At 55.3% G+C, this 25,853-nt stretch carries 22 protein-coding genes; 7 read left to right on the top strand and 15 right to left on the bottom strand.

Annotated features, from left to right (window positions below; genetic code table 11):
* Positions 1-360: 360 nt before the first annotated feature.
* On the bottom strand, positions 361-2,811 hold the full coding sequence (gyrA, locus tag RBB62_RS17480; protein WP_309400448.1) for a DNA gyrase subunit A: 2,451 nt from the start codon (positions 2,809-2,811) through the stop codon (positions 361-363).
* Positions 2,812-2,937: 126 nt separating this feature from the next.
* Complete coding sequence (gyrB, locus tag RBB62_RS17485) at positions 2,938-5,445, bottom strand: DNA topoisomerase (ATP-hydrolyzing) subunit B (RefSeq protein ID WP_309400449.1); 2,508 nt, start codon at positions 5,443-5,445, stop codon at positions 2,938-2,940.
* 384 nt (positions 5,446-5,829) lie between these two features.
* Here gyrB and RBB62_RS17490 point away from each other — a divergent pair, with 384 nt between their 5' ends.
* Positions 5,830-6,267 (top strand): hypothetical protein, encoded by a 438-nt coding sequence (locus RBB62_RS17490; protein ID WP_309400450.1) that lies wholly within the window; start codon positions 5,830-5,832, stop codon positions 6,265-6,267.
* Positions 6,268-6,310: 43 nt separating this feature from the next.
* On the opposite strand, the gene RBB62_RS17495 is transcribed toward RBB62_RS17490, so the two are convergent.
* Entirely contained in the window at positions 6,311-7,156 is an 846-nt protein-coding gene (locus tag RBB62_RS17495; protein ID WP_309400452.1) for a mechanosensitive ion channel family protein, read from the bottom strand.
* Positions 7,157-7,208: 52 nt separating this feature from the next.
* Between RBB62_RS17495 and RBB62_RS17500 the strand changes: the two genes are divergently transcribed.
* Complete coding sequence (locus tag RBB62_RS17500; RefSeq protein ID WP_309400455.1) at positions 7,209-7,622, top strand: RrF2 family transcriptional regulator; 414 nt, start codon at positions 7,209-7,211, stop codon at positions 7,620-7,622.
* Between the two features lie 426 nt (positions 7,623-8,048).
* On the opposite strand, the gene RBB62_RS17505 is transcribed toward RBB62_RS17500, so the two are convergent.
* From RBB62_RS17505 to RBB62_RS17550, 10 genes are all read right to left on the bottom strand, one after another.
* Positions 8,049-8,759, bottom strand: a complete 711-nt coding sequence (locus RBB62_RS17505; protein WP_309400456.1) for a hypothetical protein — start codon at positions 8,757-8,759, stop codon at positions 8,049-8,051.
* 325 nt (positions 8,760-9,084) lie between these two features.
* Positions 9,085-9,651, bottom strand: coding sequence for a hypothetical protein (locus RBB62_RS17510; RefSeq protein WP_309400457.1), 567 nt, complete (start codon positions 9,649-9,651; stop codon positions 9,085-9,087).
* 140 nt (positions 9,652-9,791) lie between these two features.
* A complete protein-coding gene (locus tag RBB62_RS17515; protein ID WP_309400458.1) occupies positions 9,792-11,585 on the bottom strand; it encodes an assimilatory sulfite reductase (NADPH) flavoprotein subunit in 1,794 nt (597 codons plus the stop codon).
* 94 nt (positions 11,586-11,679) lie between these two features.
* A complete protein-coding gene (locus tag RBB62_RS17520) occupies positions 11,680-12,381 on the bottom strand; it encodes a hypothetical protein (RefSeq protein WP_309400460.1) in 702 nt (233 codons plus the stop codon).
* Complete coding sequence (locus tag RBB62_RS17525; RefSeq protein ID WP_309400462.1) at positions 12,378-12,740, bottom strand: hypothetical protein; 363 nt, start codon at positions 12,738-12,740, stop codon at positions 12,378-12,380. Before RBB62_RS17525 ends, RBB62_RS17520 begins: the two co-directional genes overlap by 4 nt.
* 27 nt (positions 12,741-12,767) lie before the next feature.
* Complete coding sequence (locus tag RBB62_RS17530) at positions 12,768-13,190, bottom strand: acyl-CoA thioesterase (protein ID WP_309400464.1); 423 nt, start codon at positions 13,188-13,190, stop codon at positions 12,768-12,770.
* A 230-nt stretch (positions 13,191-13,420) separates the two neighbouring features.
* A complete protein-coding gene (locus RBB62_RS17535; RefSeq protein ID WP_309400466.1) occupies positions 13,421-14,638 on the bottom strand; it encodes a porin in 1,218 nt (405 codons plus the stop codon).
* A gap of 44 nt (positions 14,639-14,682) precedes the next feature.
* The gene (locus tag RBB62_RS17540) at positions 14,683-15,288 is read right to left on the bottom strand and encodes a hypothetical protein (protein WP_309400468.1); all 606 of its coding nucleotides are present in this window, start codon (positions 15,286-15,288) and stop codon (positions 14,683-14,685) included.
* 12 nt (positions 15,289-15,300) lie between these two features.
* The gene (locus RBB62_RS17545) at positions 15,301-17,067 is read right to left on the bottom strand and encodes an adenylate/guanylate cyclase domain-containing protein (RefSeq protein ID WP_309400470.1); all 1,767 of its coding nucleotides are present in this window, start codon (positions 17,065-17,067) and stop codon (positions 15,301-15,303) included.
* Positions 17,068-17,070: 3 nt separating this feature from the next.
* A complete protein-coding gene (locus RBB62_RS17550; RefSeq protein ID WP_309400472.1) occupies positions 17,071-17,721 on the bottom strand; it encodes a hypothetical protein in 651 nt (216 codons plus the stop codon).
* A gap of 220 nt (positions 17,722-17,941) precedes the next feature.
* On the opposite strand from RBB62_RS17550, the gene RBB62_RS17555 reads away from it, so the two are divergent.
* From RBB62_RS17555 to RBB62_RS17575, 5 genes are all read left to right on the top strand, one after another.
* A complete protein-coding gene (locus tag RBB62_RS17555) occupies positions 17,942-19,018 on the top strand; it encodes a DUF481 domain-containing protein (protein ID WP_309400473.1) in 1,077 nt (358 codons plus the stop codon).
* A gap of 142 nt (positions 19,019-19,160) precedes the next feature.
* Positions 19,161-19,907 (top strand): 2,3-diphosphoglycerate-dependent phosphoglycerate mutase, encoded by a 747-nt coding sequence (gene gpmA / locus RBB62_RS17560; protein WP_309400474.1) that lies wholly within the window; start codon positions 19,161-19,163, stop codon positions 19,905-19,907.
* Positions 19,908-20,007: 100 nt separating this feature from the next.
* Complete coding sequence (locus RBB62_RS17565; RefSeq protein WP_309400475.1) at positions 20,008-20,541, top strand: hypothetical protein; 534 nt, start codon at positions 20,008-20,010, stop codon at positions 20,539-20,541.
* 74 nt (positions 20,542-20,615) lie between these two features.
* On the top strand, positions 20,616-22,031 hold the full coding sequence (locus RBB62_RS17570; protein ID WP_309400476.1) for a tetratricopeptide repeat protein: 1,416 nt from the start codon (positions 20,616-20,618) through the stop codon (positions 22,029-22,031).
* A gap of 53 nt (positions 22,032-22,084) precedes the next feature.
* Positions 22,085-22,555, top strand: coding sequence for a hypothetical protein (locus RBB62_RS17575; protein ID WP_309400477.1), 471 nt, complete (start codon positions 22,085-22,087; stop codon positions 22,553-22,555).
* Positions 22,556-22,812: 257 nt separating this feature from the next.
* Here the strand turns inward: RBB62_RS17575 and RBB62_RS17580 are convergent, their stop codons facing one another.
* Together RBB62_RS17580 and amt are read right to left on the bottom strand one after the other, a co-directional pair.
* Positions 22,813-23,205, bottom strand: coding sequence for a response regulator (locus RBB62_RS17580; RefSeq protein ID WP_309400480.1), 393 nt, complete (start codon positions 23,203-23,205; stop codon positions 22,813-22,815).
* The gene (gene amt, locus RBB62_RS17585) at positions 23,202-25,361 is read right to left on the bottom strand and encodes an ammonium transporter (protein WP_309400481.1); all 2,160 of its coding nucleotides are present in this window, start codon (positions 25,359-25,361) and stop codon (positions 23,202-23,204) included. Before amt ends, RBB62_RS17580 begins: the two co-directional genes overlap by 4 nt.
* Between the last annotated feature and the right edge of the window lie 492 nt (positions 25,362-25,853).

The raw sequence follows: 25,853 nt of genomic DNA on the forward strand, positions 1-25,853 counted from the left end.
TTCACCAGCGCTATAGCCCTGAACGCGAAGCTCTATGATTCGAGTCCGTAAATCCATGTCCAAGTTCTTCATGGATTCATAACGATAATACCTTTTTACAAAAAGGCGCCTACTAAATCGGTCTAATTAAAGAAAAAATTCTCTAATGCCTGTTCGGATATGGTGTGAACCCTTCAGGTTGAGAGACCCACCAGTAGGTTTGGTCAAAACTCAACAGTGCATTTCGGGAGAAAGCTTATGTCTGCGCAGAGAAAGCGGTATGAAGCCATGCAAGGTAAGCTTTTCGAATGATTAAGTACTTTTTACACAAAAAAGGCCGCTCGATTGAGCGGCCTTTTGATTTGGGTGTGTTTTAAAGAATTACTCTTCGGTGACGTCGCCGTCGGCATCTGCGTCGTCGACTTCAACCACGCGGCAGAGTCCAACGAGCTTGTCGCCGTCTGCGAGGTTGATCAGCTTGACGCCTTGCGTGGTGCGGCCGATGACGCGGACATCCTTGACGGGGCTGCGAACTGCTTGGCCGCCGACTGTGAACATCATGATCTCGTCGCCTTCGTGGACGCTTAGCGCGCCGGCCACCTTGGAGGCAGTCTTGAGCGCGATGATGCCCGAGCCGCCACGGCTTTGCGTGCGGTATTCCGAGTATTCCGTCCGCTTGCCGATTCCGTTCTCGCCGGCGATCAGGAGCGTGGCGTTCTCGTCGACCACTTCGATGGCCTTCACGGCGTCGTCAGCCTTCTTCAGGGTGACGCCCTTGACGCCGCGGGTTGCGCGGCCCTGGTCGCGGAGGTCGGTTTCCTGGAAGCGGATGGACATGCCTTCGCGGGTCACGATGACCAGCTCGTTCTCGCCATTGGTCAGCTTGGTGCCGATCAACTCGTCGTCTTCATCAATCTTAATGCCGATGAGGCCTCCCTTGCGGTAGTTTTGGTATTCCGCGAGGTTGGTCTTCTTGACGATGCCCTTGCGGGTGCACATGACGAGGTGGTTGGTGTCTTCGAAGTCCTTAATGCAGATCATCGAGGCAATCTTTTCGTCCTTCTGCATTTGCAGCACGTTGACGATCGAGCGGCCCTTTGAGGTGCGGGTGCCTTCCGGAATTTCGTAAACCTTCTCCACATACACGCGGCCATTGTTCATGAAGAACATGATGTAGTCGTGCGTGGAAGCGGTGAAGAGGTGTTCCACAAAGTCTTCTTCGTGCTGACCGCTGCCAATGACGCCCTTGCCGCCGCGCTTCTGCGAGCGGTAGCTGCTGACCGGCGTGCGCTTGACGAAGCCCTTGTGGGAAATCGTGATGATGCAGCCTTCGTTGGCGATGACGTCTTCCATGCGGAATTCGCCTTCTTCGGCGATGAGCTGCGTGCGGCGCGGGTTCTCGAACTTCTCGGTGAGCGTGTTGAGCTCGTCCTTGATGACGCCGAGGAGGATGGATTCGTTGTCGAGAATCGAACGGTAGTATTCGATCTGCTTCATGATCTCGCGGTATTCCTCTTCGATCTTGTCGCGCTCCATGCCGGTGAGCTGGTAGAGGCGCAGGTCGAGAATCGCATTGGTCTGACGCTCGGTGATGGGATACTTCTCCATCAAACGCTCGCGGGCTTCGTCGCGGTTCTTGGAGGCGCGGATGATCTTGACGAAGTCGTCAAGGTTCATGAGCGCGATCTTGTAACCTTCGAGGATGTGGGCGCGGTCTTCAGCCTTGCGTAGGAGATACTGTGTGCGGCGGTAGATGACATCGCGGCGGTGCTCGATGTAGCATTCGAGCATTTCCTTGATGTTCATCTGCTTCGGGCGACGCTGGTCGAGTGCGAGCAGGATGACGCCGAAGGATGATTCAAATGGCGTGTGCTTGGCGATCTTGTTGATCACCACGCGCCCTGGTTCGCCACGCTTGAGCTCGACGACGATGCGGGTATTTTCGTCGGACTCGTCGCGCAGGTCGCTGACTTCGTCGAGCACCTTGTCATGGACGAGGTCCGCGATCTTGGTCACGAGGTTGGCGCGGTTGACGTTGTAAGGAATCTGCGTGATGACGATCTGTTCCTTGCCGTTCTTGAGCTCCTCGGTGTGCGCGGTGCCCTTGATGCGAACGATGCCGCGGCCGGTGCGCATGTATTGATCGATGCCCTTTCGGCCAGCGATCGTGCCGCCGGTTGGGAAGTCGGGACCGGGGAGGACCTTCATGATGTCATCGATGTCGCAGTTGGGGGTATCGATGATCAGGTTGATCGCGGCGGTCAGCTCGGAAAGGTTGTGCGGCGGGATGTTCGTCGTCATACCGACGGCGATGCCCGTGGAGCCGTTCATGAGCAAGTTGGGCAGGCCGCAGGGGACGACGGAAGGCTCGGTCGTTTCTTCGTTGTAGTTCGGGACGAAGTCGACGGTTTCCTTGTCGATGTCGCGCATCAGCTCTTCAGCGATGGCGGCCAGGCGGCTTTCGGTGTAACGATAAGCAGCGGGCGGGTCACCGTCGATGGAGCCGAAGTTACCCTGCGGGTCGATCAGCGGGTAACGCATCACCCAGTGCTGACCCATGCGGACGAGGGCGTCGTAAACGGATTGGTCACCGTGCGGGTGATACTTACCCAGCACTTCACCGACGACGGCGGCGCACTTTTTGTGAGGGCGGTTGTGCGCGAGACCGATCTGGTTCATCGCGTAGAGGATGCGGCGCTGAACGGGCTTCAAGCCGTCGCGTGCATCGGGCAGCGCGCGGGAGACGATAACCGACATCGAGTAGTCGATGTAAGCAGTCTCCATGATCTCGGTGATCGAGCGGGCTTCGAGGCGTTCTTTATCAGTATACATCTGTATTTAGTTCCGAGTTTCGAGTTCGGAGTTTGGAGTTTTTAAATGGTTGGGTTTCAGTCTGCCGGAGCGTTGCGGTCGAGCTGTGGTTTGGAAACTCACGACTCGTCACTCGCAACTCGCTAACTACACGTCCAGATAGCTGGTGTTCAGCGCATTGTCTTCGATGAAGGCGCGGCGGGAGGGGACGTCTTCACCCATGAGCATGGAGAAGGTTTCGTCGGCCTTGGCGGCGTCGGTTACGTCGACCTTGAGCAGGCGGCGTTTTTCCGGGTCCATCGTGGTTTCATAAAGCTGCTTCGGGTTCATTTCACCGAGACCCTTATAACGCTGAATGGTCAGACCCTTGCGGCCGAATTCGCGGATGGTGTTCACGAGCTCTAAAATCGTGAACATCTCCAGAACGGATTCGCCCTTCTGGCCCTTCTTCTCAGTCAGGGTGTAGCGCGCTTCTTCGGTGGGGCTGAACTGGCTCAGTTCGAGGCCGGTCTTGGTCAGCTCACGAAGGATCTTGGCGATCTGCGGCGCTTCGTAGATTTCGTGAACCGTGAGACGTTGCTGAACGGTGATGCCGTTGAGTTCGGTTTCGCGAACCACCATGCCGGAGAACATGTCTTCGGTGATTTCCTGCTCCACGTAGAAACGGCTGCGCGCTTCGTCGTCGCGGAGGAACTGGAATTCTTCCTGATTGCCGGTGCGGATGCGCGCCAAGTATTTGGGCAGATCCATCGTAGCCGAGTCGTGCTGGTCGAGGAAGAGGTGGCCCGGGCAGCCGTAGCGGGTCACGCCGCGGAGAAGGCCTTCCATGCGGGACAGCGTTTCGATCATCTTGTCCACCTTGGAGGCCGAGAATTCAAAGCCGTCGCGGAGGCGGGTGAGGATCACGCCTTCGGCACCTTCGTCGAGCAGGAATTTGCCCATCTCGGCGTCGTTGTCGACGTAGCGCTCCTTGCGACCGCGCTTGACCTTATAGAGCGGCGGTTGCGCGATATATATATAGCCGGCTTCGACGAGCGGGCGCATGAAGCGGTAAAAGAACGTCAGGTAAAGCGTCATGATGTGGGAGCCGTCGACGTCAGCGTCAGCCATCATGATGATCTTGTGATAACGGGTCTTAGAGAGGTCGAACGCGCCATCGCCATCCGTGCCAATGCCGGTGCCAAGTGCGGTGATGAGGAGGCGGATGTTCTTGTTGTTCAACATCTTGTCGAGGCGGGCCTTTTCCACGTTCAGCGGCTTGCCGAAGAGGGGGAGGATCGCCTGATAGCGGCGGTCGCGGCCCTGCTTGGCGGAACCACCTGCGGAGTCACCCTCAACAATGAAGATTTCGCAGAGGGACGGATCCTTTTCGGAGCAGTCGGCCAAATTACCGGGCAGACCACCGCCGCTCATCACGCTCTTGCGAACGGTTTCGCGGGCCTTACGGGCTGCTTCACGGGCGCGGGCTGCGCTGGCGCACTTGTCGACGATGCGCTTGGCTTCCTTCGGGTTTTGGTCGAAGTAGAGCTTGAGCTTGTCGCCCATGACGCGCTGCACGACGCCGTCGACTTCCTGGTTGAGGAGCTTGTCCTTGGTCTGGTTGTTAAAGCTCGGGCTGAAGAGCTTCACGGAAATGACGGCGGTCAGGCCTTCGCGAACGTCGTCACCCGAGATCTTCGGGTCCTTGTCCTTCACCAGCTTGTTGGCGTTGGCGTAGGTGTTGACGGCGCGGGTCAGGGCGGTGCGGAAACCGGAGAGGTGAGTGCCACCGTCGCCGTTGAAAATGGAGTTCGCGTAAGGGTAAATCGCCTCGTTGTAGGAGTCGTTATACTGGAGCGCGACGTCGACCGTGATCACGTCTTCCGGCTCGTCGTCCTTGGGGGCGATTTCACCGGTGAACTGAACGGGTTCGGAGGTCAGCGTCTGCTTGTTGCGGTTGAGCCAGGTAACGTATTGAGCCGCGCCTTGATCGAACTTGAAGGTCTCTCCGCGCTCATCGCGCTCGTCCTTGAAGTTGATGATGATACCCGGGTTCAGGAACGCGAGCTCGCGGAGGCGCTTGGCCAGAATGTCGTATTTATATTCGTGCTCGGTGACGAAGATTTCCAGGTCGCGGAGGAAGGTGATCTTCGTGCCGCTCTTCTGGCTCTTGCCGATCACGTGGAGCTTTTCCGTGACGTCGCCACGAGCAAAAGCGATCTTGTGGATTTCGCCGTCGCGGCGGACTTCGGCTTCCATCCACTCCGATACGGCGTTCACGCAGCTGGCACCCACACCGTGGAGACCGCCGGACACCTTGTAACCGCCCTGGCCGAACTTACCACCGGCGTGGAGGTCTGTCAGCACGAGCTCGACCCCGGACTTGCCGTGCTTGGTCATTTTAACCGGAATGCCGCGACCGTCGTCCTCCACCGAGCAAGAGCCGTCGTTGTGGATGGTTACGTCGATTTGTGTGCAGAAACCGGCGAGGTGTTCGTCGACGGAATTGTCGACAATTTCAAAAACGCAGTGGTGTAACGCGCCGCCGTTGGTCACGTCACCGATATACATACCTGGGCGCTTACGAACGGCTTCAAGCCCTTCCAGCTTACTCAGTGAGTCTTCGGTGTATTCGGTGGGCGTTTTCTTGTTGGAGTCGGAGTTTTTAGATGCCATAAAATCTGTAGATTAGTAAGGAGTTTTCGACCCAACGCCAACTAAAAAAACGGCTAATTGCGCCACTAAATGTAGTTTTTCAGCGCTTCCCGCACCCTATATCTAGCGGATAGGCCCCAGAAATGTCGACTTATTCACAATTCCTAAATGAGTATCGAAATTGATACGTTAAAAAATGTCTACAGCGCCTTGTTTGGATTTCCGAATAAGCTCACGAATTACCCCTAATTTGTAACTTAAATTAAGGCTTCATTTACGATGAGGGCCAAGTGCCGGCGCTGCTGCTTTGGAGGCGCCAAAGCCAGTGTGAATGGTTTAGGGGATGAAATGATCTGTATTATTCTATCCTTGCAGACTGAGCGCGTGGGAACTTGTATCTGCGGAATGAAAAAGTGGCTGAACACTTATTCGCGGATTGATGGCGGCAAGTTTCTGGTGGCTTACCTCATGCTGCTGGCTATCGCCGATCCGTATTGGTTCTGTCTGTTGCCGCTGCTGATTCTATCTGCTCCTATCAAACTGATCTGGAGCAAGCCTGTGAACCGTTCCAAGTGGAGATTCGCGGTCCTGGCTTGTTTAGCCTTTTCTGGCGCTATCGCGTATTTCTGTGCGTTTCACCTTACTTACTTTAAGGATGGGCTGCTTTATTGTAGTCTGCCCGTCAGCTATTCATTCGGTGAGATTGATCAACAGCCATCCTACATGAGTTGGGTTTTAAGCCGGTGGGTGACTGCGATCAACTTCTCATCTGTTTTGGGGCTGCTCATGCTGCCCCTGACGATTGCTTCCTATATGGAGGCCAAATTGCGTATTCGCAAGTAGTGACCCGTCTACGCCGGAGTCCGCATTTGCACACTGTGCAAATCTATCGGTCCAGCGGGACGCTGGATTTCTTCATCGTGACATCCAACTGCGGGAATGGGATGTCGGCGCAGCCCTTGACGGCGGCGTAAACGGCGCGGTTCACCTGAAAGCGAGTGGCGTGGTAGCTCTTGGTCGGAACCCAGCAGCGGTAGCCGATGTTGACGGATGAATCCGCGAACTCATCGATGCCGGCCTGCGGCGGGGTCTCCTTGCAGACGCCAGAAACGCTCTTCATGGCCTCTACGACCGCCGGTATGGCCTTATCGGGGTCGCTGTCATAGGAGATGCCAATCACGCCCTCCACGATGCGATTCTCGCGGGAATTTACGAAGATCTCGCCCATGATCTGCTTGTTGGGGATCGTGATGATCTCGCCGTCTTCGTTTTCGAGCTGGGTGTAGGCGAGGCTGATGTCCTTCACCTGGCCAAACTGGCCTTGGACGGTGAGGGTGTTGCCGACTACAAACGGGCGCGTGAGAATGATCATCAGGCCGGCGCCGTAATTGGAGATCGGTGCCTGGAAGGCCAAGGATGCGCCGAATGCGCTGGCCCCGATCAGGGCGACGAGTGGTGCGATGTCGTAAAATTTGGCGAAGGCGAACAGGCATGCCATCGTGAGGATCAGCAGCTTGACCAGGCCCGCGACAAACTTGGCCAGAGTTATGTCGGTGCCGCGCTTTTCGAAGCGCTTCATCAGGAAGGCGTGTAGCCACTTGGCGATGTAAAAACCGATCGCGAGCACGATGAGCGCGGAGGCGATTTTCGCTCCGTTCTCAATCAGAAACCCGATGATCATTTCGGTGGTCTTGCTGATTTGTTCGATTTCGTTGTCGATGGGTGTAGCCATGGTGATCGCTTTTCGTTGCCAAAGTTAGGTAACTCACTCAACTTTGGCAACGTTGAAGCTATCATTAAAAGTCGAATATGCCCTGCGCGTCCTGGCTCAGCTCGGTCGCTATCACGGAAGCACGAAGCTGGCCCACATCGAGGACCTCGCCGAAGCCGAGGAAGTGCCCTCGAATTACCTAGTGCAAATTTTAAACGAGCTGCGTAACGGTGGCGTGATCAATAGCCGCCGCGGCAAGCAGGGTGGGTATGCCTTGGCCAAGGAGCCGGAGGGTATTTCGTTGTTCGACGTGATGATGGTCATCGACCCCGGCTTGTTTTCCAACTCGCCATCGCGCGCTGGTCAGTCGGGCCCGCTGGTGGCGGAGTCGCTGAACAAGATCGGCGCCGCCTTCGAAGCACGCGCGAAGGAAATCTCCATCCGCGACCTCATGCCCCGCGACGCCGGGCCGATGTATTACATCTAGGCGGTTGTCTGAGTGTGCGTCTAACAGGTGGGCCTGGACTTGCCCTGAGCCCGTCGAAGGGTCTCCCTAGCAGGCTTGTTTCGTCTTGTTGGCAAAGGTAGCGCAGAGCGTCCCCCGCTCCGCAAGGATTGAGGTAAAAGTTCGAAGGTTCCGATAAAGTCTGATTGCGCCCATATGCTCTAGCGAACTCATATTTCTAACTGGCGCAGCTTACGGAGCGGGATACCAGGAACACCAGCGCCTTGACCATCGCCGCCGTCCTGGAACCCGGAACCTGGGCCTTGTTTGCGGGCGCGGTTACGCTGGGTCTGGTGGTGTGGTGCGTTGGGGGTGAGGAAGTTGTGTAGATCAATCTTCCGCGGACGTGCATGAGCCGAGATTACGAATGAATAGTTTAGCCAAAGTGGTCTTGCTGTTTTGATTTAATTAATCGATTCGGTAAGTCGATTCATGGTTAAATCCTTCCACTAAGAGTTGCTTACAATGAAGAGCAACTTCACTTGGGCTGTCTTGATGATAAGTTAGTCTGAGAAAATAATTATGGCTTGAGTTGACCGAATTTTCGTTTCGAACAAATTCTACCAACAGGAAGAGTTCATCATAATACGCTAATCTAGATCTTTCGTTTTCTTCAAATGCGGATGGCGTTCCGAGCTTCTGACAAAAGTTATCGATCCATTTGTGATCGTGCATCTCTCCATAGCTCGGCTTCAACAGGCTGGTTATCATTCCTTTTGCAGCAAATGGCCGATATTTGAACCGCTTTTGTCCATAATCGGATTCCAGCTTCTCGAACAGGTTCCAATAGTCTTCTTTCTCGATATTTGCATCGTGGCCAAAAAACACTATTTTGTAGTTTTGAGGTGAGTAAAACACAGAGCCTTCGCCCCTTACCGCAAACAGATAGCACATCCCTGATCGAAGTGCCTCAGCTGCTTCTCCTACATGTTTTATTAGGGTCTCAGATTCTTCCAAGGGAGAAGAAAATGTGAACCAGCCTATGTCGCCAAAGCCATACTCGCTGATTAGCTCTAAGTGGTCTTCTATTTGTCTGTGGTTCCGCCATGGACTGTAATATTCAAGGTCCTGTTTTGAAACTGGTGCCGGTGTTTTTCCTACAAACAAAATATCATTCATAGCATATGCGGTTTATGTTCTAGTAGTGGTAGTGTCATGGTTAAGTGCGACGTGATGATTAGTCCAGATGAACCTGACGGCAATGTCAGGCAACCCTCTACTTGGTTCTGCCCGAACCATACCCTTGTTTCTGTCGCAAACAACCACTAGTTCGTGACCAAACCCTTACCACGTACGCGCCAAAGCGTCGGCGATACTTAAGCGCCTCGGGGGGAGTCTGGCGCGCCGACTTTTACGTTCGTAATACTGTCAGAAACCATGCGCGGAGGCCACAAAAAACGGCCGAGCACATCATCTAGCCGCAGTCAGTATTTATGTTTTGTCGCTAGCTGCGGTTTTTCGCTTGGAACTTCTTCCACATGACAAACATCAATAGAGGGGCGGACATCAGAGCTGCTGAAACGGCAGGCTCTGGAACCGGGGTAAATGTCCCCTCAAAGCTGGTTACGTAATCGCGCTCAATGGAGCCTTCATAGCCATCGACGTTGTAGATGCCATGCTCCCAGGCCAATTCACTGAGCGTAAATGAGATCGAATTAAGCTCCATCTCGGCAGCACCGCCAAGAAAGGTGTATTCGTTGTTAGTGATGGTTACATACCCGCCATCAGCATCAACCGAATTGACTAAAAGAGCGGTCAGTGGGCCATCACTCCCATCGGTCAGAGCTGCGTTAAAGGCGGCCCACTCGGGTTGCTCACTGCCGATGGAGATGGTTGAGCCAACGTCCAACTTATCCAGAGTTCCAAAGTTCAATGAAACTACTTCTGATAAATCAGGATCTTCGAAGTAATCAACACCGCTACCCACAACAAGATACAATTCGATGTGGTTGGGGTTTAGCAGTTCTTCGACAATGCTGCTTTCGAATGCTCCTGGTATGGTATAGCTCATTAGTTGAAAGACAGCGTAGGGGGAAGAATGTCTAGGTAAAGTACGAAATGGCGGTTTTTAAGACGACGGAATTAACTGCACAAAAAAACGGCCGAACACATCGCTCGGCCGCTCTCAAATTTAATTCGCGCACTTTAATCTCAATACACGTCCCGCTGGTAACGCTTGTCCTTTTGGAGCTGTTTGACTGCTGCTTCCGCGGCGTCGCGGGAGAGGCCGCCGTGCTGCTCGTGGATCGTGATCAGCGCTTCGTTGACGTCGTGCGCCATGCGCGAGGCGTCGCCGCAGACGTAGAAGTGCGCGCCTTCCTGGAGCCAGGCGTAGACGTCCTTGCCTTCTTCGACGAGGCGCTGCTGCACGTAAACCTTTTCGGGCTGGTCGCGGGAGAAGGCCGTGTTGAGCTTGGTCAGGATGCCGTCCTTGAGGTAGTCCTGCCACTCGAGCTGGTAGAGGAAGTCGTAGGAGAAACGCTGGTCGCCGAAGAAGAGCCAGTTCTTGCCCTTGGCACCGTCGGCGGCGCGGTCTTCCACGAAGGAGCGGAACGGCGCAACGCCGGTGCCCGGGCCAACCATGATGATCGGCGTGTCGCTGCTGCCGGGTAGCTTGAAGTTCTTGTTGTGGTGCGTGTAAACGGGGAGCGTTTCGCCGATGGCCACGCGGTCAGCGAGGAAGGTTGAGGCAACGCCCTTGCGCTTGCGGCCGAAGGCGTCGTAGCGAACGGCGGCCACCGTCAGGTGAACTTCGTCCGGGTGCGCCTTCATGCTGGAGGCGATCGAGTAAAGGCGCGGCGGCATCTTGCGGAGCAGGCCGACGAAATCCTTGGCGGAAAGGCCGATCGGGTAGTCCGCGAGGAGGTCGCAAATCTGGCGGCCCCACAGGTAGCTTTGCAGCTTTTCCTTGTCGCCGAGAATGGCTTCGAGCTCGGAGTTTTTGGCGAGTTCGTTGTATTTCTTGACGATGTTCTTGGTCAGGCCGGTGATGTCGTAGAACTGCGTGAGCACTTCGCTCAGCGGGCCTTCGCTGCCATCGGGCGCGGCGACGGTGTCGTCCGCCTTGAACTTGCCGGACTCAATCACGTGGGAAACGTCGGCTTCGCAGTTGCTCGGAATGACGGCCAGCGCGTCGCCGGCATCGTAGGTCAAGCCACTGCCCGCGAGGGACATTTCCAAGTGGATGGTTTCTTTGAGCGAGCCGCGGCCGTTGAGCAGCACGCGCTCGAGGAGCTCGGATGGGAAAGGATTCTTCTTGCCGTATTCGATGGCCGGCGCGGCGGGTGCAGCAACGGCTGAGCCATTGGCGGCGGGCGCGGGCGGCGCGGCAACTTCGCTCAGGCCTTGGAGTGCGCCGTCGAGCCACTTCTGGAACGGGCCCTCGTAGTCGAGGTCGCAATCGGTGCGCGGGTGGAAGCGCTTGGCGCCGAGCTTTTCGAGGCGGGTGTCAAAGTCTTTGCCGGTCTGGCAGAACTTCTCGTAGGCGGTGTCGCCGAGGGCGAGCACGGAGAAGCGGGCACCTTCGAGCTTGGGGGCCTTGTCGCCCATGACGAACTCGTAGAAGGGGACTGCGCGGTCCGGCGGCTCACCATCGCCCCAGGTGCTGCAGATGACGAGGAGGTTCTTCTCCTTGGCAAAGTCGGCCGTCTTGTAGTCGCCCATGTCGACGGTCTTCGGCTTAAAGCCCTTGGCGGCGGCGGCTTTCTTGGCCTGCGCGGCGAGCTCTTCGGCGTTACCGCTTTCGGTGCCGTAAATGATCGTCAGCGGGATGCTGGAAGGCGCGGCAGCGGCGGGAGTCGCGGCGGTGGATTCGCATCCGGAGGACTGGGCGCCCGCGAGGAATCCGCTCAACCAAGTCACCTGCGGATCAGTCAGAGTCGGCAGGATTTGGTTGAGAGATGTACGTTGCGGTTCGCTAAAAGGTGCGTGTGACGGGATTTTCATTGTGCGCAAAACTCATTAGTAAGCCTGCTCACTGGGGTGAGATCAAGTATTACTTCGACGTAATTAAGTGGGCTAATGGCCACGCGCAGACGTGCTAACGCTGGCCGGTATCCCGCTCGGCTTCTACGATCCGTAGCGATTGCAGCTTAAATTTTCCTCCACTATAAATTCTGAGGAGGCGGGGCATGGTCCGGCAGTCGCACCACCAGGCGAACGAAAAGAGCGCGATTGTCCCGACTAATGGGAGCACCAGCGTCCAGCGTTCAGCCACGGTCGAGGAGCTGCTGGCGGCGATCGCAATTTGCACTATGGACCAAATCAAGCACGCCGCGCCGCCGATCGCCCCGAGGTATTTGCCGAGGATGTAGCCGCTGCGCTTGAGGCGGAAATTTTCGGTGACTTCGGCGGGCAGTCGGTGGATGGTCGTGTAGTCGATCACCGACGCATACTTTCTTTCGCTGAAGAGCGCCACCAGCAGACCGAAGGGGCCGAGGAACATCATGGCCAGCTGTTCGCCGCCGGAGGGGTTGTCCGTGTGCTTGTGCTTCCAACTGGCGTGCACGTAGACGCCGTGGGTTTCGGTCTCGGCCTCGATCTCGGAGACGCGGACCGCGGTTTCGGCAAATTGGTTGAGCGCGAACACCGGGTTATGCTGATACTTCTTTTCGAGCTGCTTCATCAGCTTGCCGCGGGTGAAGAGCTCGGCGCGCTCGGCAAAACGTTCCTCCTCGCGCAGCGCGGCGTCGTCGATGACGTGCTGCGGGAGTTTAGTGGGAAGCTTGGAGGCTGGGTTCATTTTCCGCTAGCGCGAGGTTTAAACAGTTTTTTCGGCTCTAGTAGCTCGGGCTTTAGTAATGAAAAGATTGCCAGAGCATAGAAGACAATTGCCAGTGGGTAAAGCCCAGCAATGTTGAAGAAAAAGACAGGTAGAAACGCAAGGTATGCACCAGTTTTATTGCCTCTTATTTTTAAAGACGCGATCAGCCCCCCGCCAATTAAAAGTATGCTACCGAAGTCGATGAAGACGCGATCCCAGAGGTAGTGGCCCTGACCATGCGCTAAGTGACCGCACATGCAAAAGTGACTTGCCGCGCAATAGATATTGGCAGCACTACCTGGAATTAAGAGGGCGGCAGTGATAAACTTCGGATTCAAATGACGTATGTGTTTACCTACTAATTATCACCTCTCCACGAGCGGATAGCAAGCCCGGACGCTGTCAGGGATGGGCAGAGGGCGGCCGGTTTGAGCATCGACGTAGACCCAGTCGGTCTCGCCGCGGGCGATGAGCGCCTCATCGGCCAAGCGGTAGAATTGGTAACGCCGGTGCGAGCGGACCTTGGTCGCGTCGGCGACCCACGTGCAGGCGCGGATCATGTCGCCTTCAAGCGCGGGCTTAAGATACTCAATGCGGTGGGAGCGCGCGACCCAGCCGCCGCCTTCGGCCTCCATCGCCGCGTAGCCGCCGCAGGCCTCGGAATGGGCAATGGCGACGTCCTGCATCCACTGGACGTAGACGACGTTATTCACGTGCTTTTGCCGGTCGATCATGTCGGCCGTGACGGGGAACTCGTGGGTGAAAACGCCTTGGTCGTCGATGGGCATGCAGCCAATTGAAAGGAAAGGACAGGGGCCAGCAATGCGAATTTTTATAACAGGAAGATCGGGAAGCCAGCTAAGCGAAATTTCTCACGCAAAGACGCAAAGTCGCTAAGTTCATACTATACGAATTAAAATCTTTGCGCCTTTGCGTCTTGGCGTGAGTTTCAAATCGTTGCCCCAAGGCTCTTCGTGCTCTCTGTGTCCTTCGTGGTTAAAACCGCGTTTAGCTAGTCTTAAAACTTCAGCACGAGTTGGCCGGCAAGCTGGTTGATGCCGTCCTGGAAGTTGGCGAACTGGTATTGATATTGATACTGGAGCTTGATGAGCGTGTGGCGGTCGAAGCGGTAGCCGATGGCGGCTTCGGCGCGGAGCATGTCGTTGTCCCAACGCTGCTTGCCCGCGGGCGTGTCGATCTCGTTGTAAAACTGCATGCCGTAGCGGAGGGCGCCGTAGAGCTTGGGCGTGAACTTGTATTTGCCCTCCACGTAAAAGCTGTAGATCTGCGCGGGGTCGCTTACGTTGGGCACGTCGAACTCCGAGAACATCGCCTCGGCCCAGACTTGCCACGGGCCGCTGGCCCACGCGGCGTCGAGCCCCACGGCGATTTGGTCGTAGTCGCCCACGGATGTGCCGAGCGGCAGGGAGGATTGCGCGCTGTCTTTTAAATACGCGCCAAACGTGCCGGAGACGCCGAAGGACCACTCAGCGGCGGGCGTCCAGCCGAGGCGTCCGGTGAAGGTCGGGTCGCTCCAGTCGTAGTCGTCCCAGAGGGAGGGGCGGGTGGAGACAGCGCGGTTGGTGAACGAGGCGGCGAGATCGAAGTCGCCCCAACTGCCGAAGCCCGCGGCGCCCTGCGTGTAAACCGGGGCCCAAATGATGGGCAGCCAGGTGTGGTTGTTGGCGTTAACGTTGCGGCGGTTGGCGAACGCGGTGGCGTTGGGCGGGGCGGCATTGTCGGTAACGCTGGTTGCCTGGTAGTAGGGCAGGGGCGGCGAGATGAACGGGTTGTCCCACGAGCTTTGCCGCGGGATGTAGTTGCCGAAAATCGTGGCGAAGCGGCCGATGCGGACATCGAGGTTGCCCGGCACGATGACGGTGTCGAAGAACAGTTCATCGATGCGGACCTGGTTGTCCATGTAGCCCGGATCAATACCGTCGTCCCAGCGGAATTTGATCGAGCCGGAGAGACGCTCGCCGAGCCAGGCGTCGGCGGTCAGTGTGAGGCGCGGGCTGAAAAGCGTGTGGTCGGTCGGCGGATTGGGGAAGACGAAACCGATGGGCTCATGGTTGAAATAGTAGCCGGAAATATCCACCGAGCCGCCGCCTTGAATGGCGAAAAAACCGTCTTCGGTTTCGTAGAAGAGATTATTGCTCAGCTCTTCCAGTGGGTTGACGAGCGCGCTGGCGGAGAAGGGAATCAGGGCAACTGTAGTTAGTAGGCGGGCTTTCATTGGAGGTCGATTGGCAGGGGGTAGGGATCTATTTTAGTGGGTATCTATCGATTCAATTCTTTAGTGAATGCATCGTTAAGGGCATCCACTTCAATCTCTGATAGATCATTCTCCTGCATGTAATTTAAACTTGTAGACCGATTATTCAGGTATCGTATGAACCACGCAATTTCGTCAGTTCCCATGCCCCATGAACCAAAGAAAATTACTTTTCCCTGGCTGTTGAATGAAGGGCTGATCGATCGCAATATTGCTGTGATGGGGCTTAATAGTGAGTTGCCCGATTGCGCGGCTAATAAGTAGTGCTCGATCGAATCGACCTCATCCGAGCCTATCTCCTGAGCTTCATCATAATCGAAGCATTCGCCAATGTTATCGAAAGTGTAGAATCTGGCGCTTTCAAAAACCGGATCACAGATTGCTCCAAAGTAGTTCTTTGAGGTTTGCTGCGCTATTGCATCAATGAGATTGCGATACATATCGATTGCCCGATCAAATGGATTGGTTTCCGCATGGACTGCCTTGGCTGTTTCTCGATCTTTCCTTGGGATTTTTACGCATTGCGCACACAAACCATCGTTAACTTGAGCTGTTGTAGGAAGGATCATCCGGTCGCAGATAATGCATTTTACTCGATCTGTAGCGGTCATGGTTACTTACGTTCAATCCACGGAGATGACTTTGAAAACGGGCACGGGGTCTTTAAATCCTTTGAGCTGGACGCTGTCAATTTTCTCCACGACGGCGGTCTCGGGGAGGCGGTTGCGGATGGCTTGGTCGATGATGACTTCGCCGGGGCCGGCCTTGGAGCAGAGGCGGGCGGCGAGGTTTACGCGGTCGCCCAGCACGGTGTAGTTGCGGCGACGCTCGGAGCCCATGTAGCCGGCCACGACATCGCCCGCGCCGATGCCAATGCCGATGTTGATCGGGCGGTCGATACCTTCGTTGAGCTCTAGGCGCATCCGGCACATGGCGAGGCCACAGCGCACGGCGTTGACCCAGTCATCGCCGTAGGCGTGGGGCGCGCCGAAGAGCACCATGATCTCGTCGCCCACGTATTTATCGACGACGCCGTTGTGGTCCTGCGCGAGGTCGGCCATGACGCGCATGTGCGCGTTGACGAGGTCAACCACGTCGCGCGGATCCATGCCGTCGGTCAGCGGTGTGAAGCCGCGAATGTCGCAAAAGAGCGTCGCGACTTCGCGCATTTCACCACCAAGCTCGATTTTGCCTTCGAGCATTTCCTTGGCGACGGCGGGGTCGGTGACCATGTTGAGCGCCTGGTGGATTTTTTCCTTCTGCGCAAGTTCACTAGCGGCACTTTTGATTGCGGTGGACAGTTGGCCCAGCTCGTCCTTGCCAGGGGGCGGGGTGACGTTGAATTCGCCGTGCCCGATCTGTCGCATCACGCCAACGAGTTTTTCAATACGGCTGGCGAAGCTTTGCGATACAAAGTAACTCAGCGCCAAGCCGAAAAGGAGCGCCGCGGCGAGGAACCAGAGTGCGAGCTGGCGAATGCTTTCGACGAGGGCTTCCAGCGCGGCGAGCGAGTAAAGCTGCACCCGCCAGGCCCGGGGCATGCCAGCCGTTGATTCGAGTTTGTATTGGAAGACAAGGTAGTTGACGCCGCCCAGCCGGTATTCGGGCTGCTTGATGCTGACGCTTTGAACGATGCGCTCGATGTCGGGGTCGGCTGAGTTAGGAATGGAGCTGGAGAAGAGATGGCCGTCCGCGAAGATGCCGCTTTCGATGGTGGCGCTATCGGTATCGAGCACGGCGCTGTCGAGGTGTTGGCCGAGAGCGATCCAGCCCACCAAATTGCTATCAATTATTTCGCCGCCGAGGTATATTGGGGCCACGAAGATTTCGTAGAGGCAGGGCTCATCGGGCGTCGGAAAACTGACGTAGCCAAGGCTGAAAAAGTGGTCGAGGTCCGCGTCTGGCGGCGGCATGATGAGGCAGGGCGCGAGCAGCTCGGCCACGGTTTGTTCGGGGACGCCGTTCACACTGCCAGCGTTCATTTCCGGAGGCAGCTGCATCACGCCGTCGGCATTGAACAAGCGGAAAAATGCCTGGGCACCGGACTCGGAGCGTAGCGAGGATTCCAGCTCCACGCTGAAGTCGAGGTAGGCGCGGTCGGTGGTGCCTGCCATCATCGCGGCCTGCGGGCGCACGGCGTATTGCGATGCGCTGATGATGTCCTGCTCCAGCGTGCCACGGCGCAGGTTAAACTGCTTTTCGAAGGCCTTGATCTGGTCGTTGAAACGGTCGGTGACGAACTCGCGGTAGGCGGCGTTGAAATGCGCTTGAACCAGCGTCAGCAAGCCGAGCGTCACCACCGCCACAATGCCGAGAATGGCCACCGTCAGGCGAAAGCTGAAGCGGTTCCAAAGCGGCGGGCGCGAGAGGGTGGCGTCGGCGTTGGACATGGATTACTTGCCCGGCGCGACTGGTTCGACGGTGACGTTTTCCTGGTCGGCGGAAATGGAAACTGGCTGGCGGCTGGTCTTGCCCGGGCCATACCAAACAACGAGCTCGTAGTTGCCGGCGGGAACGTCTTTCAGTTCGAACTTGCCTTCGCTGTCGGCCAGCGCGAATACGGGTGTGTCGAGCACGAGAATAGTCGAGCGCATGTGGCGATGGATCTCGCAGAACACAGCGATCTCTCCCGGCTCTTCAAAGACGACGGTGCCCGGCTCTTCGCCCTTGCGATAACGACCGAGGTCGAAGCTTTTTTCCGGCGAGTAGGAGAAGACGTTGTGGAAGGTTTCGTCTTCGTTGGGGAAGACGACCATTGCGCCTTTAGTCACCGGCATGACGCTGACTTCGAATTGTAGGCCGCGCTGAATCAGCTCGCCGGACTTCGGCGCGGCGTCCCACAGCGCCTGGGGGAATTCGCCATCTAAATAGACGACGGCCTGTGGCTCGGGGGCAGGCGCGACTTGCTCCGCAGCGCCGCGTTGGTAGCGGTTGTTGGAGCGCTTGGTAGAGGGCAATTCATCGAGATCAACCACGCCGGTGACGGTGGCGGCGTTCAGGTTGAGAGCGCCTAGGCAGGCGAGGGTGAGTAGCAATTTTATCATGGCAGAATTTTAATAGCGAACTGTCCTTCGTCAGCAAGATGAGTAAATTAGCTCTATCTATGCGTATAATATGCATTTCGGCAATACCGGGTTCCATATCTCCAAATGAATCCAGAACTTGCGGTGGGGATAAATCCCCAATCGACGTTTGACACCGGGGGCTTCGGCGTTTCGATCTGCAACCGTGGGAAGGCGCTACCAATTACTACTTCGCAAGGGAATGTTCGTCGCTGGCCTCATTGGGGCTGCGGTGATGACTTACGCGGCCGATGCCGATGCTGACGCCAATGATGGCTGGATGCCCCCGGCCGCACGCAATGACACCCAAAACGACTGGATTGAGCTTAAGTCGGGCGAGTGGCTGAAGGGCACGTTTTCCCACATGTACGAGGACTCGGTCGAGTTCGATAGTGACGTGTTGGATGACCTGACGATTGACTGGGACGATATTAAACAGATTCGTTTTCATCAGCCTATGGGGGTGCGTTTGGATAATCGAACCGTGCACTATGGCAAGGTGACGATGGTGGATGGCGTGGTGACATTTGAAGAGTCCGGTACGACGGCTCCGCGAAAAGACGTGGTGTCGATCATCCCGCTTTACCACGATGAAATTGATCGCTGGGAGCTACAGGCGAAGTTGGGCTTGGATTTCCAATCGGGCAACACGGACGAAACGCGCTACACTGCCAGCATCGATGCTGAGCGGCGCACCGTCAGCACGCGTTTGAATTTTAGCTACCTTGGCAATTATACCAAGACCGATGGCACTGAGTCGGCGAATAATCATCGCGTGGGGTCAAACTTCGACTTCTTCTTTGACGAGCGCATGTTCATTCGCGTCATCGATATCGAATACTATAGAGATAAATTTCAGAACCTCGACACGCAGCTGACTATTGGCGCTGGCGTCGGTTATAAGATTATTGATGGTAAAGATTTCGACTGGGAAATTCAGGCTGGGCCGGCTTACCAATACACCGAGTTCAATCAGGTAACCGCTGGTTCATCCAAAACTGCGCAAAGCCCGGCAGCCATATTTTCCACTACCCTGGATTACGACATCACGGATGACTTGGAGTATAATCTAAGTTACCAGGGCGTATTGACGAATAAGCAATCGGGACTGTTTACTCAGCACATTGTAACCTCACTCGAATACGAGTTAACGAGTATTTTCGACGTCTTCGTGATGCTACAGGTTGATCGTGTGGAAAATCCTCAGGCGCGTTCCAACGGTTCTACTCCTGAGCAGAATGATGTAACGCTTTCCTTTGGCTTGGGCGTCGATTTGTAGCGTCTGCCGATGTTTGCTAATGACATGGTGCTGATTTATTAATTTTTCTGTTGCGACGGGGATTCCCCTACCAAATTCTTGCCTTGGACGCGGGGAGTTCGCAAAGTCTCCGCTCCTTATCACCAATCAACCAGATCACGACATGTATAAGATTGTTTTGCTGCGCCATGGCGAAAGCCAATGGAACTTGGAAAACCGCTTCACCGGCTGGAAAGACGTCAACCTGACGGCTGAAGGCGAAAAGCAGGCACGCGCCGCTGGCGAAGTCCTCAAGAAGGAAGGCTTCAAGTTTGACGTAGCCTACACTTCGGTGCTCACCCGCGCGATTCGCACGCTGAACCTCGCTCTCGAGGAAATGGGCCTCAACTACATCCCGGTGACCAAGCACTGGCGCCTGAACGAACGCCACTACGGTGCCCTGCAGGGTCTCGACAAGGCTGAGACTGCCGCCAAGCACGGCGAAGAGCAGGTCAAGATCTGGCGCCGCAGCTACGACATTCCGCCACCCGCTCTGGAAGAGTCCGACGAGCGTCACCCGGCCAATGAAGCCCAATACGACAGCCTCCCGAAGGACGACAAGCCCGCCACCGAGTGCCTGAAGGACACCGTGGAGCGCTTCCTGCCTTACTGGGAAGTCGAAATCAAGCCGCAGGTCGCCGCTGGCAAGTCGGTCGTTATTGCTGCGCACGGCAACAGCCTCCGCGCTCTTTACAAGCACCTCGCCAAGGTTTCGGACGAAGACATCATCGGCGTCAACATCCCCACGGGTATGCCGCTGGTCTTCGAATTGGATGAGAACTTCGAGACGATCAAGTTCTACTACCTGGGCGATCCAGAAGCCGTGAAGGCTGCTATGGACGCCGTTGCCAATCAGGGCAAGGCCAAGTAAATATAGCCTTTAAATTTATAGAAGCGGCGGGTGTCTGAATGGCGTCCGCCGTTTTTTTTCTCCGGGTTGACGCCGGGGGTGTATCTGTTACCTTGGCGTAATGTTCACTAAGTTCGCCCAGCTCTTTAAACGCGCTCCCAAGTCCGAAACACCGGATGAAACCAAGGGAGAAGCGGACAGTGATGAAGAAAACGAGGACGATGATCGCGTTTACGCCCGCGATGAGCGTGATACGCAGTCTTGGCTCGGAGTAGGGCTCGATGGGGTGCTTTCCGAGCGCTCGGAGGCGGGTTTAGCAGGCGATATTGGCCCGTTGGTGCCCGACATGAAAGCCCGCGTCAAGGATTGGGTGAAATATAAGCGCATCAAGGTCAAGGTGTTAACGCCGCGCGCCTACAATGAAACTGGTTATGCCCAGGTGCGCGCCTGGCTTGACGCTAATGGCTTGGATTATGTGGAATGCACCCACGCCAAGGACCTGCATATGGTGGAATACTGGGATGATCATGCCGTGCAAGTCATGTCCAACATGGGCGTAGCAGTGGGGAAATCCCCCAATCAGTTCGATGTTGTGCCGCAGGAAGCAGGGGATGAAATACCGGAAACCCCTGATAGTGCCAACGTAACAAAATAATTAGGCACTGTGAGCCGTTTGAAAGTTGACGACTTAGGTGATACCTTTACTTTAGAACTTTCTACCTATTTCATATGACCGACACCCTTACCGAAGAATCGATCAACCAACTCGATCCACGCCTGCGCAAGCAGATCGAAGGCGCACGCAAGAACTTGACCAAAAATCCGTCGATTGTGGTCACGGTTTGCATGAATATTTTGGAGCGCCATCCGGGGTGTTTGGAAGTGCGTAAGCTCCTGCGCCAAGCTCAGGAACGATCCAAGGGTGGCAAGACGAGCGGCATGAGCAAGCTGCTGGGTAAGGTAACCAGTGCTCCGTTTGCTCAAAAGGCTAAGAAGGGCATCGATAAGGACCCGCTCGCAGTCATCGTTCAGGCGGAAAAGTCTATTACTGACAACCCGGGTCTGCCGCTGGGGCACCGATTGCTGGGACAGGCCGCCGAACGTCTTGAACTCTTTGAGACCGCTGTATTCGCTTTCGAAAAACTGGTCGAAGTCGAGAAGACCGAGGAGCACCAGATCATGCTGGCGAATGCGTTGATCCTCGCCAAGCGTCCGAAGGAAGCCATTGTGCTTGGCGACCGTATTTTGCAGGCCAATCCGGCCAATGAAGACGCCCAGGAGATGGTGCGTCGCGCTTCCGTTGCCGAGTCCATGGAGCGAGGTAAGTGGGAAGAAGAAGGTGGCTTCCGAGACAAGCTGGCCGACGAAGAGAAGGCGATTGAACTCGAGCAACAAGCTCGTGTCGTCAACGACGAAGACACCGTCGAAAAGCTCGTGGCCAAGAACTTGAAGCTCCTCCAAGATGAGCCGGACAACCTTACGCTTTATCGCGAAATCATCAACGGCTACCGCACCATTGGCAACTTTGCTCAGGCTCTGGATTACGTGATCCAAGCACGTAAGACTCCTGCTGGCGCCAGTGACCCGACTCTTGAGCGCCTCGAGATTGATATGAATCTCTCGATCAAGCGCAGCGAAGTTGAAGCGCTTGAGGAAAAGCTGGAAGCAGATCCGGAAAATGCCGAGTTGCAGGCGCAACTTGAAGAGCTCAAGTCACAAGAGCATAAGTTCAAACTCGAGAACGCATTGCGTATTGTTGAGAAGTATCCCAACGACTACGGCGCACGTTTCGAATTGGGTAATCTGCTCTACGAAGAGGGTGATTACGACAAGGCTATGGGAGAATTTCAGAAGGCTACGCGTAACCCCAAGGTGCGCGTGAAGGCCATCATGATGCTTGGTCGTTCGATGGCCGCTAAGGGCATTTACGACATGGCGATCGTTCAGTTTGAAGAGGCGAAGAAAGAGCTGCCGTTGATGGACGACACCAAGAAGGAAGTCATTTACTCGCTGGCTCGCGCTCATGAGGAAAATGGCGACATGGATAAGGCCATCACAGAATACAAGATCATCTACTCCAACGATATTGGTTACCGCGACGTTGCAGAGAAGATCAACGCCTTCTACACTCAGAAAAACGCTTAACGCTGCTGGGCATCTGGCTTGACGCCAGTCTGGGCAAGGGCTGTATTGATTGCATGAAAATTGCTAGCCGTATCGCCTTGTTGGGACTCCTCAGTGTGGTGTCCAGTCAACTTTTTGCTGCGCCATCCGGAGGCTTTCTGGAGCGTCGCCGCATGGATCGTATTGAAACTGCGGAGAATCGATGGACTGCGCCGGAACGCGTTACGTTAAACATCCACTACCGCGTGCCCGTTATTGAGACTTTGGGCTATCTGGCTGCGTTCTATCCGAATTCCCAGAAACTGACGATGATTGCGGCTGAGCTGCAGCCGATCGCCAAACGAGTCGAAGCCTTGGCCGGAGATAGTTATGAAGGTCGCAGCTTTCCGCCTGAGGTAGAAACAGAATGCGATAAATTACGCGCTGAAATGTTTGCCGACGTGAAGGCAATTTATGGTCAGGATGCCGTGAATCGCATCGAAGCTTACCTCAAGACAAAGTATGCCAGCATGACTGGTGGATTCCTCAACGAAATCGTTAATTAGCGCGAATGCAAACTGCTTAACTTTCTGGGATGCCGCCTGAATATGGGCGGCATTTTTTGGCCTATACATCGCCCATTCAAATATAGACAGTTTTCACATGCGTTTGCTGAAGTGCGAGGCTATTGCGCCTATTTGCTAGAGCAGGCGTTGTAATGGTCCACCAGTCTTGGAGAGAGGGTATTTGTTTTGTCCAATCGAAAATGAGATCGTCGGAACTTCTTTCTCGTTGCGCATGGACATGGCTGAACCCACGCTAGCTATTGCCTCAGCTCATCGGTGTCGGACAATAATCGGCTGATTTTTACCAGAAGCTCTTCGAAGTCGATGGGTTTGGTTTGGAAATCGTGGCAGCCGGCAGCCAGGGCGCGTTTACGGTCGCCACGCATGGCGTGAGCGGTGATGGCGATGATTGGAATGTCGCTAGTGGCGAGGGTTTTGCGGAGAGCGGTGGCCACAGTCCAGCCGTCCATGACTGGGAGACTCATGTCGAGAAGGATAAGGTCAGGCTTGCTGGATATTGCAAGATCCAGAGCAGACTGTCCGTCATTGGCGCAGGATGCTTGGAAACCGCGTCGTTTGAGCCTGCGGTGAAGCATATCGCAGAGGTTAGGGTTATCCTCTACGATGAGAATATGTGGCGGGCTCTTCACCGCTGGACTGAATTGATTTGCAGTTGCTCGGCAGGAACGGGTTGTTCCGTGGGGCCCAAGTCAGCCGGGAGTGTGATGGTGAAGGTGGATCCCACACCAGGCTCTGAGACAACCGAAATTTCGCCACCCATTAAGCGACAGAAACTTCGGGTAATCGCCAAGCCGAGTCCGGTGCCGCCGTATTTGCGGGTGGTGGAGCTGTCTGCTTGGGTAAATGCCTCGAAAATATTATCCATTTGCGCGGGTGTCATCCCAATGCCTGTGTCATTGACTTCGAAGATAAAAAGCGGGCGGCCGCTGGGAGATAGCTTTCGAATGAGACTCACGCGGATCTCGCCTTTTTCCGTAAACTTCGTGGCGTTGGAAATCAGGTTGAGCAGACATTGCTGGAGCTTGATCTCGTCCGTCACGAGGATGCCCAAGTCACTGGGCAGGATGAGTGTCAGTTCGTTGCTGTTTTCGCGCAGAAGTGGTTTAACGGTTTGGGAAAGCCGATTGATCAGATCGACGATGTCAATAGGCTCCAGATGGATTTCTAGTCGGCCAGATTCGATTTTGGAAATATCGAGTACGCCATTGATGAGGTGTAACAGATGGTTGCTGGCGTCGGCAATGGTTTGTAGGTCTTGACCATATCCATCAATTCCGTTGTCGCGCAGCTCTTCCTGTACGAGTTCGGTGTAACCCGTGATGATGCCTAGCGGCGTGCGCAACTCATGGCTCATGTTGGCCAGAAATTCATTTTTCACTTGGTTGGCGCGCTCGGCTTCTTTCCGCGCAGATTGGGCGGCAATGATCGCCTCGCCACGGCGGCAGAATTCTTCTTCGACCTTGGCAATGACGCGGTTGTACTCGGTGGCGATTTGCCCAACTTCGGTGTGAGGCTCTACATGGACCTGATGATCAAAGCTACCTGCGTGGCGCTGTCGATCCATCTCGGTAATCAGGTCAACAAGCTCGGTGCTGGCACCGTGTTCGGAAACATTGAGGCCTGCTCGCTCCTGCTCGGGCGTCACACGTAGCTTACCGATTTTGCGCAAGGTGTAGAAGAAGATAATAGAGGCACCAAAGGTCCAACCCAGGCAGGTGAGGATGCCCAGGGATTGCACGCCGAGTTGTTCGAAGCGACTCAAGCCAGTGCCCCAAGCCTCAGGCTCACCAAACAGCGCAACGGACAAGGTGCCAAAGGCGCCGCAGAAGGCGTGGGCGGGCACAGCGCCGACGGCGTCATCGATCTTCAGCTTTTCAAACCACTGCATGCCCAGGAAACAGATCACGCCGGACAGAGTGCCGATCAGTGCTGCCGAGGGTAGGCTGACGACATTACAGCAGGCGGTGATGCCCACCAGACCGCCAATGATGCCGTTCATGATGGCCCAGGTTTTCGGCATGCCGTAGCGGGCGTAGCCGACAACCATAGCCGCCAGACCGCCAAAACCACCGGCGATAATCGTATTGGCGATGATGGATGGCACGCGCTCGTTGAGTGCCAGCGTGCTGCCGCCATTAAAACCGATCCACCCAAACCACAAGATTAGGGTGCCAGCGGAAGCCAACGTTAAATTATGTCCCTGGATCTTGGGTTGGTTCGGCTCGAATTGTCCCAGGCGCGGACCAATAATCAGCACGCCGGCAAAGGCGACCCATCCTCCGACAGAGTGAACTACCGTCGAGCCTGCGAAGTCGAGGAAGCCGATTCGTCCCAGCCACCCAACGGGGCCATTCGCATCGCTAGCCCAAGCCCAGTGGCCAATTAAGGGATAGATCAATCCGGAAACAAATACTGCCACCATCAGGTAGGCGCTGAAGCGAATTCTCTCTGCGACCGCCCCGGATATAATTGTGATTGCTGTTCCGCAGAACACCAGCTGGAAAACAAAAAATGCCAACAGGTAGGGTTCATGTTCCGGATTAAAAAAGAAATCCGTCAATCCAACAAAGCCTGCGAGTGGGCCAGCGCCAAACATCAACCCAAAGCCTGTAAGCCAAAATACTGCTGCTGATACGCAGAAGTCTGCCATATTCTTGATGGCGACGTTGATGCTGTTTTTGGCCCGCACCAACCCAGATTCCAGCAAGCAGAAACCTACCTGCATAGTCATAACCATTGCGGCTGTGACGAGTATCCAGGCAATATTCAGACCGTCTGTATCCATAAGTAGGTGATAAGCGGGCCGCATCCTGCAATTATCGAGCCAAGTGCTTTCTTATTTAAGTAGAAAACCCTACGTAGTAGAGCCTGAAGGTTATTTACAATAATTTTACTGAGCGGCGGTGGTATTTGAGCTCTCTGTTTTTACCAACATTTGGTGGTGGAATGAGTGACGCATGCGCCAATCCATGGAGTAGGATTAGTTTTCGGAAACTTCTTGAGAGCTAGTAGTGGGGAAAGAATTTTGGGGCTAGATTAACGATGCTGCCAGAGGTAACTCGATAAAAAGCAGATTGAGAAAAGTATCAAAGGAGCCGTCCAAATGAAGATAGCTCCAATTGTAATGTAACGACTTTTATTGATGATATCTCCTAACATCGCCAATGCAATAGAGGCAGAGTAGAGGAATCCTGCGCCCAGAATATATTGAGCCATTCCGAATCGCATTGGAGGAGACATTAACAGTACGATCATCGCGGAAGGGACAATTCCAACA

The sequence above is a fragment of the Cerasicoccus maritimus genome (genome assembly GCA_031296935.1).
Lineage (GTDB): Bacteria > Verrucomicrobiota > Verrucomicrobiia > Opitutales > Cerasicoccaceae > Cerasicoccus > Cerasicoccus maritimus.

Bases quoted from the DNA above. Each gene is read 5' to 3' on its own strand.
- RBB62_RS17530 (WP_309400464.1), bottom strand. From the start codon at position 13,190: ATGCCCATCGACGACCAAGGCGTTTTCACCCACGAGTTCCCCGTCACG.
- RBB62_RS17545 (WP_309400470.1), bottom strand. From the start codon at position 17,067: ATGTCCAACGCCGACGCCACCCTCTCGCGCCCGCCGCTTTGGAACCGC.
- gyrB (WP_309400449.1), bottom strand. From the start codon at position 5,445: ATGGCATCTAAAAACTCCGACTCCAACAAGAAAACGCCCACCGAATAC.
- RBB62_RS17495 (WP_309400452.1), bottom strand. From the start codon at position 7,156: ATGGCTACACCCATCGACAACGAAATCGAACAAATCAGCAAGACCACC.
- RBB62_RS17550 (WP_309400472.1), bottom strand. From the start codon at position 17,721: ATGATAAAATTGCTACTCACCCTCGCCTGCCTAGGCGCTCTCAACCTG.
- amt (WP_309400481.1), bottom strand. From the start codon at position 25,361: ATGGATACAGACGGTCTGAATATTGCCTGGATACTCGTCACAGCCGCA.
- gyrA (WP_309400448.1), bottom strand. From the start codon at position 2,811: ATGTATACTGATAAAGAACGCCTCGAAGCCCGCTCGATCACCGAGATC.
- RBB62_RS17490 (WP_309400450.1), top strand. From the start codon at position 5,830: ATGAAAAAGTGGCTGAACACTTATTCGCGGATTGATGGCGGCAAGTTT.
- RBB62_RS17575 (WP_309400477.1), top strand. From the start codon at position 22,085: ATGAAAATTGCTAGCCGTATCGCCTTGTTGGGACTCCTCAGTGTGGTG.
- gpmA (WP_309400474.1), top strand. From the start codon at position 19,161: ATGTATAAGATTGTTTTGCTGCGCCATGGCGAAAGCCAATGGAACTTG.
- RBB62_RS17510 (WP_309400457.1), bottom strand. From the start codon at position 9,651: ATGAGCTATACCATACCAGGAGCATTCGAAAGCAGCATTGTCGAAGAA.
- RBB62_RS17555 (WP_309400473.1), top strand. From the start codon at position 17,942: ATGTTCGTCGCTGGCCTCATTGGGGCTGCGGTGATGACTTACGCGGCC.
- RBB62_RS17520 (WP_309400460.1), bottom strand. From the start codon at position 12,381: ATGAACCCAGCCTCCAAGCTTCCCACTAAACTCCCGCAGCACGTCATC.
- RBB62_RS17570 (WP_309400476.1), top strand. From the start codon at position 20,616: ATGACCGACACCCTTACCGAAGAATCGATCAACCAACTCGATCCACGC.
- RBB62_RS17565 (WP_309400475.1), top strand. From the start codon at position 20,008: ATGTTCACTAAGTTCGCCCAGCTCTTTAAACGCGCTCCCAAGTCCGAA.
- RBB62_RS17535 (WP_309400466.1), bottom strand. From the start codon at position 14,638: ATGAAAGCCCGCCTACTAACTACAGTTGCCCTGATTCCCTTCTCCGCC.
- RBB62_RS17540 (WP_309400468.1), bottom strand. From the start codon at position 15,288: ATGACCGCTACAGATCGAGTAAAATGCATTATCTGCGACCGGATGATC.
- RBB62_RS17505 (WP_309400456.1), bottom strand. From the start codon at position 8,759: ATGAATGATATTTTGTTTGTAGGAAAAACACCGGCACCAGTTTCAAAA.
- RBB62_RS17515 (WP_309400458.1), bottom strand. From the start codon at position 11,585: ATGAAAATCCCGTCACACGCACCTTTTAGCGAACCGCAACGTACATCT.